The organism is Marinobacterium sp. xm-a-127, assembly GCF_013283425.1.
Lineage (GTDB): Bacteria > Pseudomonadota > Gammaproteobacteria > Pseudomonadales > Balneatricaceae > Marinobacterium_E.
In genome coordinates this window covers 344,619-362,953 of the sequence record NZ_WBYH01000001.1, presented here as the reverse complement: position 1 = coordinate 362,953, position 18,335 = coordinate 344,619, and the positions used below count along the sequence as shown (strand labels likewise).

24 protein-coding genes are annotated in these 18,335 nt (G+C 43.4%); 7 read left to right on the top strand and 17 right to left on the bottom strand.

The window, feature by feature from the left end; genetic code table 11:
• Positions 1 to 65: 65 nt before the first annotated feature.
• The 3 genes from glp to moaA form a co-directional block, all read right to left on the bottom strand.
• Complete coding sequence (gene glp, locus XMA127_RS01675) at positions 66 to 1,271, bottom strand: gephyrin-like molybdotransferase Glp (protein WP_173480302.1); 1,206 nt, start codon at positions 1,269 to 1,271, stop codon at positions 66 to 68.
• Entirely contained in the window at positions 1,271 to 1,816 is a 546-nt protein-coding gene (moaB, locus tag XMA127_RS01670; protein WP_173480301.1) for a molybdenum cofactor biosynthesis protein B, read from the bottom strand. The genes glp and moaB overlap by 1 nt, the downstream gene beginning before the upstream one ends.
• A 77-nt stretch (positions 1,817 to 1,893) precedes the next feature.
• Positions 1,894 to 2,895: a GTP 3',8-cyclase MoaA gene (gene moaA, locus XMA127_RS01665; RefSeq protein ID WP_173480300.1), complete on the bottom strand. Its 1,002-nt coding sequence runs from the start codon at positions 2,893 to 2,895 to the stop codon at positions 1,894 to 1,896.
• A 139-nt stretch (positions 2,896 to 3,034) separates the two neighbouring features.
• Between moaA and XMA127_RS01660 the strand changes: the two genes are divergently transcribed.
• Positions 3,035 to 3,574 carry a cytochrome b gene (locus tag XMA127_RS01660; protein WP_173480299.1) on the top strand — a complete coding sequence of 180 codons (540 nt, stop codon included), beginning with the start codon at positions 3,035 to 3,037 and terminating at the stop codon, positions 3,572 to 3,574.
• Between the two features lie 52 nt (positions 3,575 to 3,626).
• Here XMA127_RS01660 and XMA127_RS01655 read toward each other — a convergent pair whose 3' ends face one another.
• From XMA127_RS01655 to XMA127_RS01600, 12 genes are all read right to left on the bottom strand, one after another.
• Complete coding sequence (locus XMA127_RS01655; RefSeq protein ID WP_173480298.1) at positions 3,627 to 3,905, bottom strand: type II toxin-antitoxin system RelE/ParE family toxin; 279 nt, start codon at positions 3,903 to 3,905, stop codon at positions 3,627 to 3,629.
• A complete protein-coding gene (locus XMA127_RS01650) occupies positions 3,905 to 4,114 on the bottom strand; it encodes a hypothetical protein (protein WP_173480297.1) in 210 nt (69 codons plus the stop codon). Before XMA127_RS01650 ends, XMA127_RS01655 begins: the two co-directional genes overlap by 1 nt.
• 119 nt (positions 4,115 to 4,233) lie before the next feature.
• A complete protein-coding gene (locus XMA127_RS12040; protein ID WP_173480296.1) occupies positions 4,234 to 4,440 on the bottom strand; it encodes a type II toxin-antitoxin system CcdA family antitoxin in 207 nt (68 codons plus the stop codon).
• A 41-nt stretch (positions 4,441 to 4,481) separates the two neighbouring features.
• The gene (locus XMA127_RS01640; protein WP_173480295.1) at positions 4,482 to 4,850 is read right to left on the bottom strand and encodes a type II toxin-antitoxin system HigA family antitoxin; all 369 of its coding nucleotides are present in this window, start codon (positions 4,848 to 4,850) and stop codon (positions 4,482 to 4,484) included.
• A complete protein-coding gene (locus tag XMA127_RS01635; RefSeq protein WP_173480746.1) occupies positions 4,850 to 5,152 on the bottom strand; it encodes a type II toxin-antitoxin system HigB family toxin in 303 nt (100 codons plus the stop codon). The genes XMA127_RS01640 and XMA127_RS01635 overlap by 1 nt, the downstream gene beginning before the upstream one ends.
• Before the next feature lie 237 nt (positions 5,153 to 5,389).
• Positions 5,390 to 5,677 carry a type II toxin-antitoxin system RelE/ParE family toxin gene (locus XMA127_RS01630; protein WP_173480294.1) on the bottom strand — a complete coding sequence of 96 codons (288 nt, stop codon included), beginning with the start codon at positions 5,675 to 5,677 and terminating at the stop codon, positions 5,390 to 5,392.
• Positions 5,678 to 5,908 carry a CopG family transcriptional regulator gene (locus XMA127_RS01625; RefSeq protein WP_173480293.1) on the bottom strand — a complete coding sequence of 77 codons (231 nt, stop codon included), beginning with the start codon at positions 5,906 to 5,908 and terminating at the stop codon, positions 5,678 to 5,680. It lies immediately after the preceding gene.
• Between the two features lie 246 nt (positions 5,909 to 6,154).
• Complete coding sequence (locus XMA127_RS01620) at positions 6,155 to 6,472, bottom strand: type II toxin-antitoxin system prevent-host-death family antitoxin (RefSeq protein ID WP_173480292.1); 318 nt, start codon at positions 6,470 to 6,472, stop codon at positions 6,155 to 6,157.
• A 191-nt stretch (positions 6,473 to 6,663) separates the two neighbouring features.
• On the bottom strand, positions 6,664 to 7,029 hold the full coding sequence (locus XMA127_RS01615; protein WP_173480745.1) for a type II toxin-antitoxin system PemK/MazF family toxin: 366 nt from the start codon (positions 7,027 to 7,029) through the stop codon (positions 6,664 to 6,666).
• On the bottom strand, positions 7,029 to 7,286 hold the full coding sequence (locus XMA127_RS01610) for an AbrB/MazE/SpoVT family DNA-binding domain-containing protein (RefSeq protein WP_173480291.1): 258 nt from the start codon (positions 7,284 to 7,286) through the stop codon (positions 7,029 to 7,031). Before XMA127_RS01610 ends, XMA127_RS01615 begins: the two co-directional genes overlap by 1 nt.
• 671 nt (positions 7,287 to 7,957) lie before the next feature.
• On the bottom strand, positions 7,958 to 9,535 hold the full coding sequence (locus tag XMA127_RS01605) for a hypothetical protein (RefSeq protein WP_173498871.1): 1,578 nt from the start codon (positions 9,533 to 9,535) through the stop codon (positions 7,958 to 7,960).
• 65 nt (positions 9,536 to 9,600) lie between these two features.
• Complete coding sequence (locus XMA127_RS01600; RefSeq protein WP_254449913.1) at positions 9,601 to 11,565, bottom strand: nucleoside-diphosphate sugar epimerase/dehydratase; 1,965 nt, start codon at positions 11,563 to 11,565, stop codon at positions 9,601 to 9,603.
• Between the two features lie 188 nt (positions 11,566 to 11,753).
• Between XMA127_RS01600 and XMA127_RS01595 the strand changes: the two genes are divergently transcribed.
• The 5 genes from XMA127_RS01595 (at position 11,754) to XMA127_RS12035 (ending at position 15,287) form a co-directional block, all read left to right on the top strand.
• Positions 11,754 to 12,896 carry a Fic family protein gene (locus tag XMA127_RS01595; RefSeq protein ID WP_173494782.1) on the top strand — a complete coding sequence of 381 codons (1,143 nt, stop codon included), beginning with the start codon at positions 11,754 to 11,756 and terminating at the stop codon, positions 12,894 to 12,896.
• A 31-nt stretch (positions 12,897 to 12,927) separates the two neighbouring features.
• A complete protein-coding gene (locus XMA127_RS01590) occupies positions 12,928 to 13,164 on the top strand; it encodes an AbrB/MazE/SpoVT family DNA-binding domain-containing protein (RefSeq protein WP_173495167.1) in 237 nt (78 codons plus the stop codon).
• Between the two features lie 568 nt (positions 13,165 to 13,732).
• A complete protein-coding gene (locus XMA127_RS01585; protein ID WP_173498870.1) occupies positions 13,733 to 14,626 on the top strand; it encodes a hypothetical protein in 894 nt (297 codons plus the stop codon).
• A gap of 92 nt (positions 14,627 to 14,718) precedes the next feature.
• A complete protein-coding gene (locus XMA127_RS01580) occupies positions 14,719 to 14,994 on the top strand; it encodes a type II toxin-antitoxin system Phd/YefM family antitoxin (protein WP_173498869.1) in 276 nt (91 codons plus the stop codon).
• Positions 14,991 to 15,287, top strand: coding sequence for a type II toxin-antitoxin system RelE/ParE family toxin (locus XMA127_RS12035; RefSeq protein WP_173498868.1), 297 nt, complete (start codon positions 14,991 to 14,993; stop codon positions 15,285 to 15,287). Before XMA127_RS01580 ends, XMA127_RS12035 begins: the two co-directional genes overlap by 4 nt.
• A gap of 123 nt (positions 15,288 to 15,410) precedes the next feature.
• Here XMA127_RS12035 and XMA127_RS12030 read toward each other — a convergent pair whose 3' ends face one another.
• On the bottom strand, positions 15,411 to 15,647 hold the full coding sequence (locus tag XMA127_RS12030) for a helix-turn-helix domain-containing protein (protein ID WP_173498867.1): 237 nt from the start codon (positions 15,645 to 15,647) through the stop codon (positions 15,411 to 15,413).
• Between the two features lie 49 nt (positions 15,648 to 15,696).
• Between XMA127_RS12030 and XMA127_RS01565 the strand changes: the two genes are divergently transcribed.
• Positions 15,697 to 16,590 (top strand): tyrosine-type recombinase/integrase, encoded by an 894-nt coding sequence (locus tag XMA127_RS01565; RefSeq protein ID WP_173498866.1) that lies wholly within the window; start codon positions 15,697 to 15,699, stop codon positions 16,588 to 16,590.
• A gap of 611 nt (positions 16,591 to 17,201) precedes the next feature.
• Here XMA127_RS01565 and XMA127_RS01560 read toward each other — a convergent pair.
• Positions 17,202 to 18,326, bottom strand: a complete 1,125-nt coding sequence (locus XMA127_RS01560; RefSeq protein WP_173498865.1) for a DUF3800 domain-containing protein — start codon at positions 18,324 to 18,326, stop codon at positions 17,202 to 17,204.
• Between the last annotated feature and the right edge of the window lie 9 nt (positions 18,327 to 18,335).

Sequence of the window (18,335 nt, the reverse complement as noted above, 5' to 3'; positions counted from 1 at the left end):
GGCCTTTTTAAGACCGCTCCAACTGGCGCTGAGTGTTGGAGCTTTATCGAAGATGAAGCGATCGATTAACTCGTCAACAGCGAGCAAAACGGAATAAAGTCGTAACGCTCACCCGCTTTAATCTCAACATCCGCTGGTAAATGCAGCAAACCATCCGCATTCAACGCTGAGGATAGAACGCCTGAACTCTGATTCACCACACGTTGTGCGACACCGGCATGCAGCTCAACACGCATATACTCATCGCGAGACTGTGCAGCTCGAACCACAGACGTTTCAACCGGAATGCGCAACGCCTGCTTGTACTCCGCTCCCTGAAGATGCATCAAACAAGGACGCGCCAGCAACGAGAAGGTCACTAAGGCTGACATTGGGTTACCCGGCAGACCAAAAATAGGGGTCTGCCCTACCCGACCCGCGGCAAAAGGCTTACCCGGACGAATACGAATACGCCACAAGTTAAGGGAACCCAACTCATCGATCGCACTCTTAACATGGTCCTCTTCACCTACTGAGACACCGCCCATAGTCAGAATCGCATCCGCCTGTTCTGAAGCTGCAATCAATGCATCGCGGGTCGCCTGATGATTATCAGCTACCTGCCCCATATCAACCACCTCAAAACCCGCTTGGCGAAGCAGCTCAACCAACATAGGTCGATTAGAGTTGTAGATCTGCCCAGGTTGCAGAGCAACACCGGGCTCTACAAGCTCATCACCCGTCGACAACAGTGCGACTGTTAGGGGCTTAAAGACCTTTACATGTGTAATACCGGTTGAGGCACAGATACCTAGAGCCGGCGCCGTGAGTCGCGCCCCCGCCTCTAAAATCACTTCTCCGGCTGTAATATCCAAACCGGCCGCTCGAACATTCTCGGACGCTTTAGCGGTTTGTAGAATACGCACACCCATGTCACAGGCTTCGGTGTTCTCTTGCATCACCACACAATCCGCACCATCGGGAAGCTCGGCACCGGTAAAGATTCGCGCCGCAGTACTGCTGACTAATGGCGTAGTGACTGCGCCAGCAGGAATGCGTTGTGAAATGGCCAGTTCGGCACCCGCAACCGCATCTTTAGCGGCTAACGCATACCCATCCATCGCGGAGTTCGCTTTAGGCGGTACATTAATCGTAGCGACCACCGATTCTGCTAAAATCCGGCCTGCTGCATCATTCAGAGCGAGAGTCTCTACCTCTGCAATAACAGAGAGCTGATCAAACAGCGCTTGGCGCGCATCATCCAATGGAATCAACGGCTTCATCGCCGACATTACTCTGCCGCCTCGATAGCCAGACGCTGCTCTTTTACCTGCTCAAGCAGCGCCACAAAGTTACATGGGCGGTGACGGTTATCAAGCTGTGACTCAATGATGCTCCAGCCTGTACGGCAAGCACCGGTTGAACCTGGCATACAGACGATCAACGTACCGTTAGCCAGACCGGCAAACACACGTGACTGAATCGTCGAGGTACCGATCTCATCCCAAGAGACCTTGCGGAACATCTCACCAAAGCCTTCGACCTCTTTATCGAATAGCACCTTAAGTGCTTCAGGCGTTGAATCACGCATCGCAAATCCAGTACCACCGGTACTTAACACAACCTGCACTTCAGGATCCGCAATCCAGTGTGAAACCTGTGCACGCAATAGATAGACATCATCGGGTAACAGTGCGCGATCGATCAGGCTATGTCCCGCCTCAACGGCTGCATTCGCTAGAAAGTCACCCGAGGTGTCATTCGACTCGTTACGAGTGTCTGATACGGTCAATACTGCAATATTCAGACTGACAAACTCTTTACCGTTACTGCTCATTGTCTCTCCAAGCTCATACAGAGGGTTAATTTAAGGGATATTATTACGAACTTTACCGGCAGACGCACTGATGCGCATCAACCACCGGTGGCATTCATAAAACGGAGTATTTGCGGTTCGTTCGCTAGATCGAAGTGGTGTTTTTCAGGCTTAAGATCCATAGAGTTGATGATCGCCTGTTCTAGCTTAGCAGCACGTAATTCAGGATCCGCTTCTGAGCGCAACAGATCACGCAGATCCATAGAGTGTTCGTTACCCAAACAGAGCAACAAACGCCCTTCAACAGTGACACGCACACGATTACATTCCGAACAGAAGTTATGCGAGTGCGGCGAGATAAAACCGATGCGCGTATTCGAATCCACCATGCGGTAGTAGGTAGAAGGGCCCGCAGTCTGCTCTTGCGTCTTCTCCAGTGGGTAGACTTGCTCAATTAACTGACGCACATCATCGCTAGAGCAGTAGGCCTCTTCGCGATCATGCTCAGTAATGGCACCTAAGGGCATCTCCTCGATAAAACTGATGTCCATGTCACGATCACGCGCAAAATTGACCAGATCGACCACTTCATCATCATTACGGCCTTTTAAGATCACCGCATTTAACTTAACGCGTTTAAAACCTGCCGTACAAGCCGCATCAATACCGGCAATGACCTGATCAAACTTATCTTTGCGCGTCAGCTCTTTAAAACGATCCGCCTTCAGCGTATCCAAAGAGACGTTGATGCGCTTTACACCGGCTTCAACTAGATCGTTCGCCATGGTCGGTAGTTGCGAGCCATTAGTCGTTAATACCAACTCAATGTCCAACTCACCCAACTTGCGGATCAGCGTCAAAATATCACGACGTACCAATGGCTCACCGCCAGTCAAACGCAGCTTATTGACACCCAGACGCACAAACGCAGCACCCACCTCATAGATCTCCTCCAGAGTCAGCACCTGCTCGCGAGGAAGAAAGGTCATCTCCTCGGCCATGCAGTAGACGCAACGGAAGTCACAACGATCCGTCACCGAGATGCGCACATAGTCGATGTGGCGACCAAACTTATCAATCAGTTTCAAGGGTGTATTCATAGGCTCAAGTATAACGACTCATGTCACAGTTTTTTAGCAAATCTTTGCGAAACTTTACGTTGGAGATCAATGCTTTTGATCAACCAACAAACTATGATTAGTTAACTCTAATCTAACCGCCTTAATAAAAGGACTTCCCATGGATACCAAAGCAAAACTGAGCCACACCAGCGTCGCATTGCACTGGATAGTCGCTCTTCTGATGATCAGTTCAATGATCATTGGCCTGACGCTAGAAGAGATGGAGCGCAGCCCAGAGAAGTTCGACCTACTGAAACTGCACATGACGGCCGGCGCCGTTGTATTTGGTTTTGCCGTATGGCGCTTAATGGTTCGTGTGAAAAACGGATTCCCAGAGTCACTGAGTGATGTCCCACCGAGGCAGAAGAAGATCTCCATCATAGTCATGAGCTTCCTGATTGCAGCGACACTGTTCATGCCTATCTCTGGTGTACTGATGCAGGTTGGCGAAGGTCACGCCGTAATTATCTTTGGAATGGAAGTGATCGCACGCAGCAACACAGAGATCGAATGGTTAGAAAAGCTCGGCCACATCGGACACGGCCTAGGCAGCAAACTACTGATGCTGGCCTTCTTCCTACACGTCGCCGCCAGCTTCAAGCATATGCTGTTTGCAAAAGACGGCACCATGGCTCGTATTTTTGGGAGAAGAGTTTGATGCTTTCAAGCAGGTAGCGCAATTAGAATTGCTAGATATCTAGAATCTACTACTAAGAATCAATCCGCTTTAGGGTCCGATAGAAATTTTCATGGGGCCCAACCATTAATAACTTAAGTGTATTTTCATCTAATACACGGTAGGCCAATAGAGTTAGCATTTTGCCCATATGAAACTTGTAGACCTTGATACCCACAAGATCACCTACCTTAGCACCTCCCAAATCAGGATCAGTAATAATATCCCGAACAGCTTCGTCGAGTATTACTTTTTGTTGAGCTCGCATTTTTTTAACCGCGCGCTCAAATGTCGGCGTGACAAGAACCCGCATCAGCCGAACTGGTACTCATTAACAGCCTCTTCCTGATCAGCGATCAAGATTTCGCGAATAACACTAAAAGGAAGATCCGGATTTTCAGCTGCGATTTTCCCAATATGAGACCAGTATTCAATCTGCTTGGGAACAGAGCGATGCTCTATCGAACCGTAGTGACGAGCAGTGTCGACTAATTCTTCAGGCAGTTTAACGTTAATAGACATAGCAACCTCCACTAGTTAATGATCATAATAGACCAAAAAGTACCATAAGGTAACCTATTCAAAATCTCTTAACTATATCAGTTCACCGTCTTTTAAAAGGTAAACATCGAACCTAGCGCCTAAAATGACCTAAACTTTTCGAGAGGTAATCCGTTCTCTTCAATGAATGCATTGGAAGACAGTAGGAAGTCTTTATTCTCTTGAAGCCAAAGCTTACGTAACTTAATCTTAACAGCTTGGTGGATACTGGCTTCAGCTGAATTCTCGACTTGATCCTTCAGCCAAGCATCATTCTGAGAGGTGAGGGAAATACTTTGACGGATCATAACCTTTATCTATACATAGCACGGTAACTGTATAGCCTCCATCAAACGGAACGAACCGGATAATCTTTAATCAGGCTTTCGGTAGGTATCTTGAGTCCAGCATGCAATTTGCGAATCATAGGTAAAGTCAGCTTTCTTTTATAATTAAGAATTTCAGAGACTCGACCAGACCGTCCTATATATTTCACTAAGTCTTTATCTTGAAGACCAAATTGCTCCATTCTAAAACGAATAGCCTCAATTGGATCTGGCAAATCAATTGGATAATGGGACGCTTCATACTGCTCAACCAGCAGCGCTAACACCTCTAACTCGTCACCTTCTGGTGTGTTTTTCGAAGCATCCATCAACTGATCGATTCGCTCTAGTGCGACATCATAGTCACTTTCATTTTTAATTGGTTTAATCATTAGATAACCTCCACATCAATTAGATCATACTGTTTGTGAGTTCCTATGAAACGAACAAAAACAATTTTATGGTCAAAGTTGATTCTCACAACCAAACGATAACTATTACCTTTGATGTTAAATACAACGCGATTGTTTTTAACCACACTCGCATTTCGAAATTGAGCTTTTAGCTCCTTTGGGTTTGACCAATCAGCTTTCAACACCTCTTCATGCCATGCTTCCAATACACCTTTAGCGTCAAAATATTGAGGTTCTGATTCCCAAAACTCACGTAGTGTTCTCTTTGATATTATTCGCATGCCACTGCCGATCACCTAGACTCCCGTTATGGGAGGTGTGCAAATCGATGTCAATGGCAACCACTATCCCGAATTCAATTTCAAATGCTTATAGCAGTATAAATTCAAATGCCGATAAGCCGTCATTATCGTATTGGAAGGGTAATAAAAATCAGTAACTTAACCGGGTTCGTTTTGTCACTTTTTGTTATTTTTGTGCTCGCGCGGTTTATGGCTTCAGCCTGACACCCGATCTTTTTACAGCCACTCATCTACATCCTGGCCGCCTAAAATAGCCATTATTTCGACTTGTGAAGAGTTAATACGAAAATATATGGTATCCGACTTGTATACACAGCGACGGTAGCCTATTCGGATATGATCAACAGCCGGGTACTGCTCAGGACGCTCAGCTATCTTTTCAAAGCACTCAAAGAATCCCCAAAAGTAGCAATCAGCCTGCTCTTCTCCGAACTGCTCGAAACCGTATTGGTATATTCGCTGCAGATCCAGCTTAGCCTGATAGGAGATTTTATAGTTAGACACTTAGCGGCCTAAACTAGCTTTAAACTCAGCCAACATAGACTCAGACGACTGCTCTATAAAACCACTTTGCTCCGCAGCTTGAAGCTTCCTGTTTATCATTTCGGCCCGACGCGCCCTACGAATAAGATCATTAACGAGCTCACTTTTACTAGCATAGTCGCCAATATTCTCGACATGATCTTTAAGCCAGGCATCATTTTGAGCAGTAAGGGAAATACTTTGGCGAGTCATTAGCTGTACCTCTGATCTTTAAATGACTTAATGGTGCAATAATGCACCAGAGGTGTGCAAAATACAACAAAACTATCAGCTGCAAAAAGAGGCCACACCCGATAGGACAATATTAATTAAGTTGCCAATAAGGCGTCGTTTCATAAGTCGCAAAAACGGCCATAAGCAGCCGCTTAATTTGGGAGGCTTGCTACAACATTTTTGAGCCGGGCTTTTACGTAACCTATAGTTTTTCTAGAAATTAGCTCAGTAATGGTAACGACACGAGATGATTGTTATTGCATCGTCATCAATTACGTAAACAAGCCTATTCGTATCAATCACATCTCGTGCTGTAGTTTTAACAGCACGGTACTGTGCAATTGAGCGGTTTAGATGAGCTGCATTGCTTGGTGAGCGAAGTAAATGGACGGTTTCCATGAGGCTATTGTAATACTCCAAAGACATAACGACTGCGTCTTCGGCATCTCGGCGTGTAATAACTGTTGTATCAGCATCGTTGACTACGTCATCCAAAACGGTTTTTAAGCCATTTCTTGCTTCAGTAAAAGATACAATTCTCATAAGAACCTCTTCATGCACATCCAATAGCACAAATAGATTCGCCATTAACCTACATGTACAGTGACTTGAACATGACGTCTTTTTAGTAGCGACCAGTTTTGTACAGGAGCACTTAAGCAACTAACGCTAGCCCCAGAAAATATCTGTTCTCATTAATTCTGGAGGTAACGCAGATAAATGCAGCAGCTAAACTAATCCAAGTATTGCTCCAACACTTTGTCCGCACCAATTAGTGGTAAAAGCCGCAATAGAACTTGCTCAACTACCTCCGCATCGGACTGGATAATAAACTTGGCTTTACGTTGTTCCCAAGCAAGGGTTTGCACCAGGCTGGATGCGACAACAGATGGTTTGTCTAGATTATTAACAGGCACCTCGGTAGAAGCACCACGAATACTAGTGCTTACAGGACAGCAAATAAGCAAGCCTGTTTGCTGATTATATGCTTTGGATGACAGAACTAGAGCTGGGCGATATTTACCGATCTCTTTACCCTTTACTGGCTCAAAATCTAACCAAATTATCTCACCACGTGAGGGGACGTAAGAACTAGGCATCACTCGCCCAATTCCGAAAGCATTGGTGATACCAACTCATCAGCATGTGCAGTATAAGAGTCTAACCCCTCAAGCAAGGACTCTTCAGTAAACGGCAACTTTAATCTTTTTGCTGTTTTTTTAGGCTCAATGACAATTCGGCCATCAGATAACTCAATGTTGATCGATGAGTTTATCGAAAGCCCCAAGTCCGACATAAACGTGGATGGGATTCTAATTGCGGCACTATTACCCCATTTATTTATTTGTGATTCCATATCAACGCCTACAGTTTATTCAATGTATATACAGTAACACACAAATCACCCGTGTCAACTTTGTATATACGCATGATAAGCAGCGATTATCGAGCACAAAAATGCGGTCCCAATCAGCCGCTTAATGTAGCAGAACTACTATGCGAACAAATCGTGACCAGCATTAACCTACCTACCCTTTTATCCTAGTTCGTTTTGCAAAAAACCATCTAAATAGGAACCGTTCTCAACTTTTTATCTCAATAAAGCCTTACTTATTAAGTTTATTATTATATACTTGAAGCTCAAGTACACAAAAACAGACAAATGGCATGAGACTCAAGGTTCTTATTATTACTACTTTTAGTATTTTACTACCACCACTAGCGCAAGCCGATAGACTATGTGACACAGGAATGTGGCGATTACTTGCCAACACAGCAAATGAAAATGGTTTCAACTGGAGCGGAGGTCTTGCTGATTGCAAAGAAGAAAGGATAAATGGACTACTGCATTACCAAGACCAAAAAACGGGATTACAAGCCATAGTTCTTAAGCAACCTACCCGAATTCAGTTTACCCAGGAAGGCAAAGCTCTATTTTGTGCCCAAGTTGAAAACGCAAAACTCAAACGTACATCACAATCGTGTAACTAAAAAGGGCCGCATCAGCAGCCCTCTTCATTGTCTTATTTAATCACGCTTTCTGGATAGTGCACCCAATACCAGCGCCAGCATAATACCTAGCATTAATCCAGCCAATAAACCGATCAACGAGTATTTAACAGCTGAGACCAACATGGGAACAGTGTTGTTAAATTTCTTAGGACTACTTGATAGTTCGTAAAGCGCACCTGTATTACCTAACAATACCGCCTGGCGAGCCGTCACAATACCATTCATCACTGAGCTAAGCTCATTTAAACGTCCAACGATATACTTCGCTTCACGCTCCACAACAGCTTGAGCCGAAAGCTTGTCGCTAGCAGAACTTGCATTAGCTAATTGCGCCAACTCATCACTCTCAGCATTCAAAGCATTCAAAGCATTCAAAGCATTCAAAGCATTCAAAGCATCTGACAAGCGTTTGCGTTCGGTTTTCAACTCTTGAGCTTCAAGATTGAACTCAATACGCTTGTTTAAAAGATCTTGTTTAAATTTAGCATCAGAAAGCTCATCACCAATGGTCATTAACTTCGTTAAGAAGCCATCACCGTACTGGGGTGAGTAACTACCCGAGCCCTGAGTATCAGCAATATCACTGCCAAGAGCTTGACCAGAGGTTTTAATATAATCGTTATAAACCTTAGTAATGATTTCAGCTTTACGGTCTAGCTCATCAAGCGACTCATCAACTTCAGCGATACGACTCTTAAGGTATAGGTTGGCCTCATTTTTAGATGAAGCGATCGGTTCAATTGAAAACACGCGAGACAAAACATTCAGGTGGAATAGGTTCAAATCATTAAGCCGGTTAATAACTTCACCTGCATCTAAACCTGATTTTGGATCAGATACCAAAGATGCCACTGAATCAGAGTTAATTTGCTGAGCCGATTTAAGAAGCTTTGATGCATAGCTTCTTAGGTACTCTGCCACCACCACAAACTCGGAATTATCAAGAATGTACTGATCGACCTGAGGGGGGACAACAATCGTCAAATCTAGTACGCCCTTACTATTAATTGCATTTTCAGCCCAAACACGCGGCAAATCTGCCAGGACCTTGTAAACCTGATTAGCATTTAGACCCGCCAAAGAAGAAACTTGAAAGCCTAATTTTAAGTAACGACCTGTATCAGCTGCCAACTCAGTTTTGTATCGAGTGTTAAGCTCATCGATTTCTGTTGAACTTAATTTCGAATTACCTAACTGCCCTTTGTACTTAGCATCAATAAATTCACGGTTAGGGTTAATAGGCGTAACGCTGAAACTTGAAGCGAAGTCTTCAAAACTTAGACCAGAGTCCGATAGGTTAGAGTTCTGCGTATATAACTGTTCCAGAACATCTGGAGCCACTAAGTCGTTAATACGATAGGCAGAACCATTAGGGTACTCACCAGATGCAGCACCTTTGAAAGTTAACCTGACATCCATAGAGTAACTATCAACAGGCACACTAGCACCCTTTATCAGGAACGCTGCCCCACCTACGAACATACCGAGCAATGCGACAAGGATCGCCACATACCGTTTCTTCCACATAGAAACAAACAACTCACGCAGATCAATCTCATCATCTTGGTAAGTAGGCTTTAACTCTTCTGACATCCTGACGTTCCTTATGGGAGGCTCTTAAATTTAAGGGTATAGATATGGTTCGTAGTGTAACAACTCTAACCAAGCTTTATGACATTATTTGTCTGCTTCGCTTGGCTATTTTGAAGTAAGTCCACGTTTGAGCTGGAAGGAGCAAAGTCCTTCACTATATCAATCAATAGCTGGCGAGCAGTTTGACTGTCGTTGGTCTCAATCGCTTTGCGAATGCCGGTCAGAACTCGATCCAGCTCTTCACGCGAAGCAAACTCTTCATCTGCGGTCAAAATCTTAGGGTGCTCTGTGCCTGAGGCATTATTACCGATCAGCAACTCTTCATAGAGCTTTTCACCGGGACGCAAACCGGAGAAAACCACTTCGATATCACCCGTTGGATTTGAGGTATCTCTAATTGTGCGACCACTCAAGCGAATCATCTGCTTCGCTAAATCAGCGATCTTAACCGGCTCACCCATGTCCAACACAAAGACATCGCCACCTCTTGCCATACTGCCAGCCTGAATTACCAATGAGGCAGCTTCAGGTATAGTCATAAAGAAACGATTAATCTCTGGGTGTGTCACCGTTATAGGGCCACCCTGTTCTATCTGCTTTTTAAATAGCGGAACTACAGAGCCCGACGAGCCCAGCACGTTACCAAAACGAACCATCGAGAAAATAGTATTAGTATGATTTTCGGCTGCTAATCGCTGAACCACGATCTCAGCTAAACGTTTAGTTGCGCCCATGACATTGGTAGGCCTAACTGCTTTATCGGTAGAGATAAGAATAAAACGCTCGATGTTTAACTTTTTAGCAACCGAAGCCACAACCGCTGTACCCAAGGAGTTATTCTGCACGCCTTGTAGAACATTATGCTCAACCAAGGGCACATGCTTATAGGCTGCAGCATGATAAACCGTTTGAACGCTATATCGCTGCAGCACTTGAGTAACACGGTCTTCGTCCAGAACTGAACCAAGAATCGGAAGTAACTGACACTCTGGATTTACATTACGGATCAATAATGAAAGCTCAGCCTCGATCGCATAAAGCGCATACTCGGATTGCTCATAAAGAACGACTTTAGCAGCACCATAAGTCACTGCTTGGCGAGCAAGTTCCGAACCGATAGAACCACCCGCACCCGTAATACAAACGGACTTACCTTCAATACTTCTAGCGATCAGTGTCTGATCTGGCGCCACCTGGTCACGACCTAATAGATCTTCGATATCAATCTCACGCAAATCATCTACGGCTTTACCGGAGATCAACTCACCCATGGTCGGCATAGTAAGTATGTGAACGGATAGCTTAGAAAGCCTTTCCAAAATCAAACGACGCTGCGCAGCCGTTACATTGAGCATCGCCAGCATGATGCTATCGACACCATGACGTTCAACGAGCTTCTCTAATTCGCTTGGAGAATAAACTCGCAACCCACAGACAATGTTTTTCTGTAGTTTACGATCGTCATCAATAAAGGCGATCGGCTTAACCTCGCCCCCTGCTTGCAAAGAGAGCGCCAGCTGCGCACCCGCACTGCCCGCACCATAGATGATAGCTACATGACGACTAGAAACTTTGCCAGACAACCAATGGTAATAGCTTCGCAGAATTAGACGACTGCCTCCCAAGTAGAGCCAAGCCGCAAGACCAAAAATAATAGGGACAGAACGAGGCACCCGCCAGATATCAAAAATAACGGCCGATGAGTAAAGCACCAAAACAAGCAAGAACACACCGAGTGCGACAGACTGAAGCAACTTAACGTTCATATATCGCAAAACCGCACGATACATGCCCAGCTTCATAAAGATAAGCACACCAAGAACCGGCGTGACTAGGAATAGCGTCCAAGCATCCGCAAGATAAGAGGCAGGCCACCATTCAGAAATTCGCAAAGCAAAGGCAGACCAAAGAGCAAACACCAAAGCCAAAGCGTCAGCCACCACCAGAATTACCCGCTTAACCGAACGGGGCATATTGAGAAACTTTTGATGTAAGCCAGTGCTTTTAAGATGCATAAAACGACCAGTCAAAATACTAGTCTCCAATTATAGATGAGATCGACCGATACACAAAGAACTCCTCTAAGAAATTGAGTGGTTCGCAATATAACCATTTGTATATCAAATTATTGAATTTTTGATAGACAAGTCATTTTGTTAATCGTAAGGTAAGCACAACCACCCTTGTCAATCAAATAACTTCAAATCCGAGAAACAAAATGAACGTTTCCAACTTGGAATTAGACTTCACAAATGCTGTGCATTACCACTTAGGCATGTTCCCTCCAGCATCACTGGATTTTACATCTTTTGTTGAGCCTTTGCTCAGAGCTACTGATGCCCTAGCCAGATACGATCAAATGCTGAAAGGATTACACAACAGCGAAATTCTTCTAGCTCCTCTACGCAACCAAGAGGCCGTAATCTCATCTAGGATGGAAGGCACTATTTCAACCATGGATGAAATCCTTCGCTACGAAGCAGACATTGACGCTGACAATTTAACTAACAACCAATCCAATACTAGAACCGAGGTCATTGAAACAATTCTATACCAACGTGCAATGAAGTCAGCTCAAACCGCCATGGAGAACGGCTACCCTTTATCAACTGCACTAATCAAATCTGCACACCAACAGTTACTATCTTACGGAAGAGGTATGCAGAAAAATCCAGGACAATATAAAACGACTCAAAACTATCTCGCCGATAGACGAACAAGAACCGTTCTATTTGTTCCTATCAGCCCTGAGCTTCTCAATTCAGGTATTGAAATGCTTTTTAATTACATTGAAGTAGGAGACCATCCACAACTTGTAAAGACGGCTATAAGTCACCTGGAGTTTGAAGCACTACACCCATTCGAAGATGGTAACGGGCGTGTAGGACGAATGCTTATTACTTTGATGTTATGGAAATCAGGCCTAATATCTGCACCGCACTTCTACATAAGTGGTTATTTTGAGCTTCACAAGGATAGATATATTGATGCAATGAGGGCTGTTTCTGAGAACAACGATTGGAATAGCTGGTGCTACTTTTTTCTCGAAGCAGTAGAAGCGCAAGCCAAACAAAATCTAACCATTGCCGAAAATATTAAAAACCTCTATGACTCTTTAAAAAATCCCATATCAGAGCTGCTTTCGTCAAAACACTCCCTAACTATTCTGGATTTTTTGTTTACAAACCCTGTATTCAGAAATAGTCGTTTAACTCAAAATAGCGGAATCCCTTCTGCAACGGCTTCAAGATTTGGACCAATTCTTCAAGAACATGGACTGTTAAAATTGCTAGAACCAGCAGCGGGAAGAAGGTCTGCTCTTTACAGTTTTGAACCAATGCTAGAACTAGTTCGCGTCTAAAAAATGACCTATATAAATAAGGGAAAATATCATGACTGTTGTAGCAGTACGCCAACTAGAGGGAGAAAACATTATTAGCATTCCCGAAGCCATTGTAAAAACACTTGGTCTTCACGTTGGATCGAAACTTGAACTCTCGATCGTCGAACAAAACATTGTCCTCACAGAGATTAAAGAAGAATTGACCTTAAAAGAGTTGCTTGCTGACAGCCCAAGGGAGTCATTTGCCCTACAAGATGAAGATAGAGAGTGGCTAGATGAGCATTGATCTCAATGACTCTTTCAAAGGGGAATTGATCAAGTTCTTTACATTTCAGCGAGTTTCTTAAAGGTATTTTTATGAACCCTAAGTACAAGCTTTGTTTTAGACCTAATAATCTCACGCCCATTATCGTCAGATAGGTCTAACTCTCTAGTAACCTTAATTTTTGGCCTCTTAACTGGCTTAAGACCATACCTAGCAACTACTGCATTCATAAACCACCTCCATTAACGCAATTATAGGTAGTAACACCAATAGTTACCATACTCATAAATTTTTACTGCAAGCACCTGATATCTAATTAACTCTGGCTTTTTATAACTGCATCTTATCGCACCCTACCCCATCGCACCGGTGTCTGGCTTCAGCCTGACACCTACTTCTACAGCAGTTCGTTTTGCAAAAACACCTATAAATACGAATAAGAATCATTCCAATGAATCGACCCAAACTTATGTTTTAAATTCTTGTAAACACATTGTGTTTCAGCAACTTACGTTAAGCATAAATGACATTTGCCAAAATACTGAACTTGTGGATACTGGTTATACATCCACCAAATCACAGGTGATTTATGACAGCAAAAGGCGGCCCAAAAACACTTGAGGGCAAACTAGTTTCTCAGAAAAACTCATATAAGCATGGATTGACAGCAAAGAAATGGATAAATGAAGACGAAGCATCACGCTATAGTCAATTAGTAACCGATCTTACAAAAGAGCATAGACCTGTTGGCACTCTAGAGCGGTTTGAAATAGAGCGCATTGCAAACTGCAAAGTAAGACTTGAACGAATCCAGAGAATTGAAGCTGAGATGTATCTTTTAGCCCAATTGAGAGCAAAAGATCCTGAGCTTTATCTTGAAGGCCTTAGGTTTGATAAAGAAAGACACGCCCGAATGATTAGTGACTTTGCTGCTGAAATGGCAGGGATTTATGAACCTGCTCCTGGGATGGATGACAAAGATATACATGTTGAAATCTCATTTCATTCAATAAGTCAGATGAAAACAATGGAAAGGTTTCAATCATGTATGCCAGCCACATTCGAGCATGTATTACATGAGTGTATGGAGAGGCACTGCGCTGTGCAGAAGTATTTAGATAACTATATAAAGGGGTCGAATTTCATACCTGGAATTGCGGAACTAATTACCGATCCAGAAGAAAACGAGAAAAGAGAAGCTCTAATTAAAGAGGCAAAGACTGTGCCCGCAAGTTCAATCATCAGATACCTTGAAAAAAAACAAGAGGAGCTAACTTATTACAGAGGGATAAAATCGATGATTAAGGACTTTGAACAACATATAGACTTAATCGTCTCCACTGCAACACCACCCGATAAAGAATCAGCTCGCATTCATCGAGAAAGAACCTCGGCAGAGAACCTGCTTTCAAAATGTATTGGAGAGCTTTTAGAACTACAAGAGCGTCGATTCAAAAAAGAACGCCAACAAAGTAGGAGCTAGCCAAGGGCGAAGCGAAAATAGAGAGCTGCATTGACGACAGATCTAAAGCAGATAATAATCTGCTTAAAGAAGCATCTTTAAAGGAGCAAAATATGTTCAGCTCAAATGACATCCATACAATTACTGAATTTAGTCGCAGGCCCGCAGAACACCTAAAAAGGCTGACTAATTCGAAGCGCCCAGAAATGTACACACATAATGGTAAACCTAGCGTAGTAATCCAGGATGCTGAGTCATATGAGCGGATGGCAGAATTAGCAGACTATGCAGATAGCATTCTAAAAATCAGAAAAGCCTTATCCGAAAATGGACGTTCACTAGACAGCTTTGCTGCAGAATTTGAGACGCAGATGGGTATTAAAGATTGAAAACCTATCAAATAAACATTAGACCAACTGCAGAGCTAGATATACGAATTCGTTACGAGCAAATCTATGCGGAATCACCAGAAAATGCGAAACACCGGTACAAGGATCTTATCAGCGCGATTAGAACACTAGAGTATCTGGCATTACGCTGTCCCATTGCAGAGGAAGACGCAGAATTTAAATTAGGTATACGGCATTTGGTTGTTGGACGTTACAGAGTAACTTATGTAACGACAGATGATTCAGTGGAGGTTTTACATATCCGCCATAGCAGACACATCAGAACACTTTAATTGACAACCGTCATGACCAGCTTTGCATATTCAACCAACTAGCCGATACTGATTGTGGAAGCTAGCCAACGGCGAAGCGATAATTGTACGAGCGCATTGAGGCGAAAGCCTCAAGCCGCGACCTCACTTCAAACGCAACATTACCCCTGGATTCACTAAAGGATCTCCAAGAAACTCCACACCCGCTTCTTCAAACACTGATTTGATTCTCAGTAGCGTAGCAGTGCTACCCGCAGGAATGCCTTCTTGTGGCTCATAACGCCTAAGCGTCTTTAGACTAACATTGCATTTTGCAGCTAATTCTTCACCACTCCACCCAAGAAGCGCACGTGCAGCACGAATTTGACTTGAACTTATCACTATTAGAGACTATATTGACCTTAAAAGAGACATATGGAGGCATTCCCCTATGATCGACAAAATACTAGCATCATTCGACGGAGCTTTCGCAGAAAATACTATCCGAGCTTATCGAGCCGATTTCAATCACTACGAAAAGTGGTGCAAATCGCACAACTTAGAACCAATACCCGCAACAGCCAACAATCTAGCCAAATACGTAGAAGAAATGTCCAAGAGCTACAAAAGCTCCACCATAAGAAGACGCTTAAATTCACTAAGCACCATCTTCCACCTATCTCGAAAACCAAACCCAACACGCGATCCAGAAGTTCTATTAGCCCTAAAACGTATGCACCGTAAAATAGGCCGAGCACAAAAACAAGCCTCTCCACTTACTCGTGAATACCTAGATCAAATGATGAAGAAGTGCGACAACTCCGTGATCGGCTTACGTAATAAAGTACTACTCCAGTTAGGCTATGAAAGCATGCGACGTAGAAGCGAGATCTGCCAATTCCGATTTGAAGATCTAAAGAAAATGCCTAACAACAAATACGCATTGCTTTTACGCCAATCAAAAACAGATCAACTAGGTAATGGGCGATTGATACCCATATCAGAAAAATTGGCCAACCTGATTACAAAATGGCAAAAGAGAATCGACATTAGTAAAGGAGTGATTCTGAGAAGCATTCGCAAAAACGGCGCTGTAAATGGCCCACTTTCTCCTGCCGCAATGACGAATATACTAGTAGATCTGCAATACAGATCGAGACTACGCCACCTACCCCACTTCAGTGGTCACTCTTTTAGAGTAGGCTCGGCATTGGATCTTTTAGAAAGGGGAGTTTCACTAGAGAAAATAATGTTGCGCGGCGGATGGTCGTCTAAATCAACCGCTTTAAAATATTTAGCAAGCTGGGTAGGGAGTGACTTAGAAGTATTTGAAGAGCAACCTTAGTAGAACAGAATCATGAACTAGAACACTCACTTCTCGTTGAGCGAGCATCAATGCTTTGTCTTTATTGGTAACGAAATAATCTAACGAAACTAAGTCAGCCATTTCAAACACCGGATTGATGATAGCTACCCAAACCTAGTTCAGATTGAAAGAGGTCTCAAATATATGATGTCCTTTTGATTTTATTTCATTTAGTCCCACCTCAATGACTCGTATAATAGCCAGAAGGGACCTAAAAAACAGAGGCAAGGGCGGTTTTGGCCCCTCTGGCAGGCTTTGCTATGCTTTGAAATACAAGCCTTGCTCTATGTCAGATTTAGCAATGGCCTTTAGGTTGTCAATTACGTTTGCTTGATGTTGAGCAAAGTAGTTAGCATGAGTCTCAAAATCAACAGAGTAGGTTGGACTGACAATATCACCGTTGAGAAAAACCTTTACACAATGACGGTCGATAATTGTCTCGATTCTTATTATAACTCATTGCCGTCATGATTGAATTTTTCGCTTACACTCATTCGATTCTCTCCGTTTTCTATTTATGCTTAACGCCTCAATAACCGGCGCGTGCTTTTTGCGCGTCCAGCACCGCAGGCCCGGAGTTGATTGACTTGTTAAGTATTATTTATAGCCTGTAGTCTCCGGTTTTCATCCATCTTCATTATTTCTCGACCTTTTTCAATTTGCTCATCTGTAACCTCAGGCAACTCCTCGACCCATTTACTCCATCGACTTGAAATAGCATTTATCGATATTTCATCAGCATGACCTCTGTGAAGCTGGCTCTTTATGAGGGTAAAAAGCTCTGGGGCCAGTTCTTTGTTATCCATAAATCGTTTGAAAACCCACAGGTAGATGTCAACAAGCTCAAGGCCAGTGCTATCAGTACCAGCTGTACATGAAATAGGAACCTCTGGCATCCCGCTAAAATCTATATCAGGTAGCCCAGGTCCATATACTAGCGGTACGTTCTTATTAGCCGCATAAAAGTCAGATAGTTTTTTCTGAGCCTTGTTAAATTGGGATTGTTGGTCAACGACAATTTTGGAAGCGCTTTTCCCATTTTTAATTAAGCGTGAAGCAATACCATGCATCACAGATTGAAAACCTATTAAATTTGGGGTTATTTGCAAAAGGGCTTTTTTATTTTTAATGTTGTAGTCAATCTCATTAGGGTTCTCTGCTGCCCAGCTTAGTGCATCCCCCATGACTTGACGTGAACGCTCATCGGGAATAGTTACGACTCTTTTTCTTAGCTCAAGGCATATATTCGATAAAGACTCATTTGCTTGCTCTGTATTCAAGTTTATTCGAGCAGCCCACGCTTCTTTCAATAGATCTTCATCAAAAAGCGTTGCCAGTTTTACTAGAAGAACATAGCGTAAGGGTGTCCAATATGAAGTCCAGGGTACTGCAGGATTCATCCCTTGATCAAAGACCTGATCAAAAAAGCTAATAATAGGGTGGTCTGCTTTAGCCACTCTGTAAATATCAAATCGAAGATCGTATCTCTTTCTGAGAGCGTCTACGTCTTTAACTATTTCAATAAGCCTTCCATTACCAAGGTCAGCAGCATGCAGTCTCTTGACCCCAAGCTTTTTTCTAATTCCCTTAACCCTACATTCGGCTGCTGCATCTAAATTGATTTTGCTAGAAAGCACTCCGTAGAGGAGGATAGGTTGATTTTTATCAAAAAGATTTGAGCCCGTATGCCCGCTTTCATCCACATAAAAAAACAACCTGACATT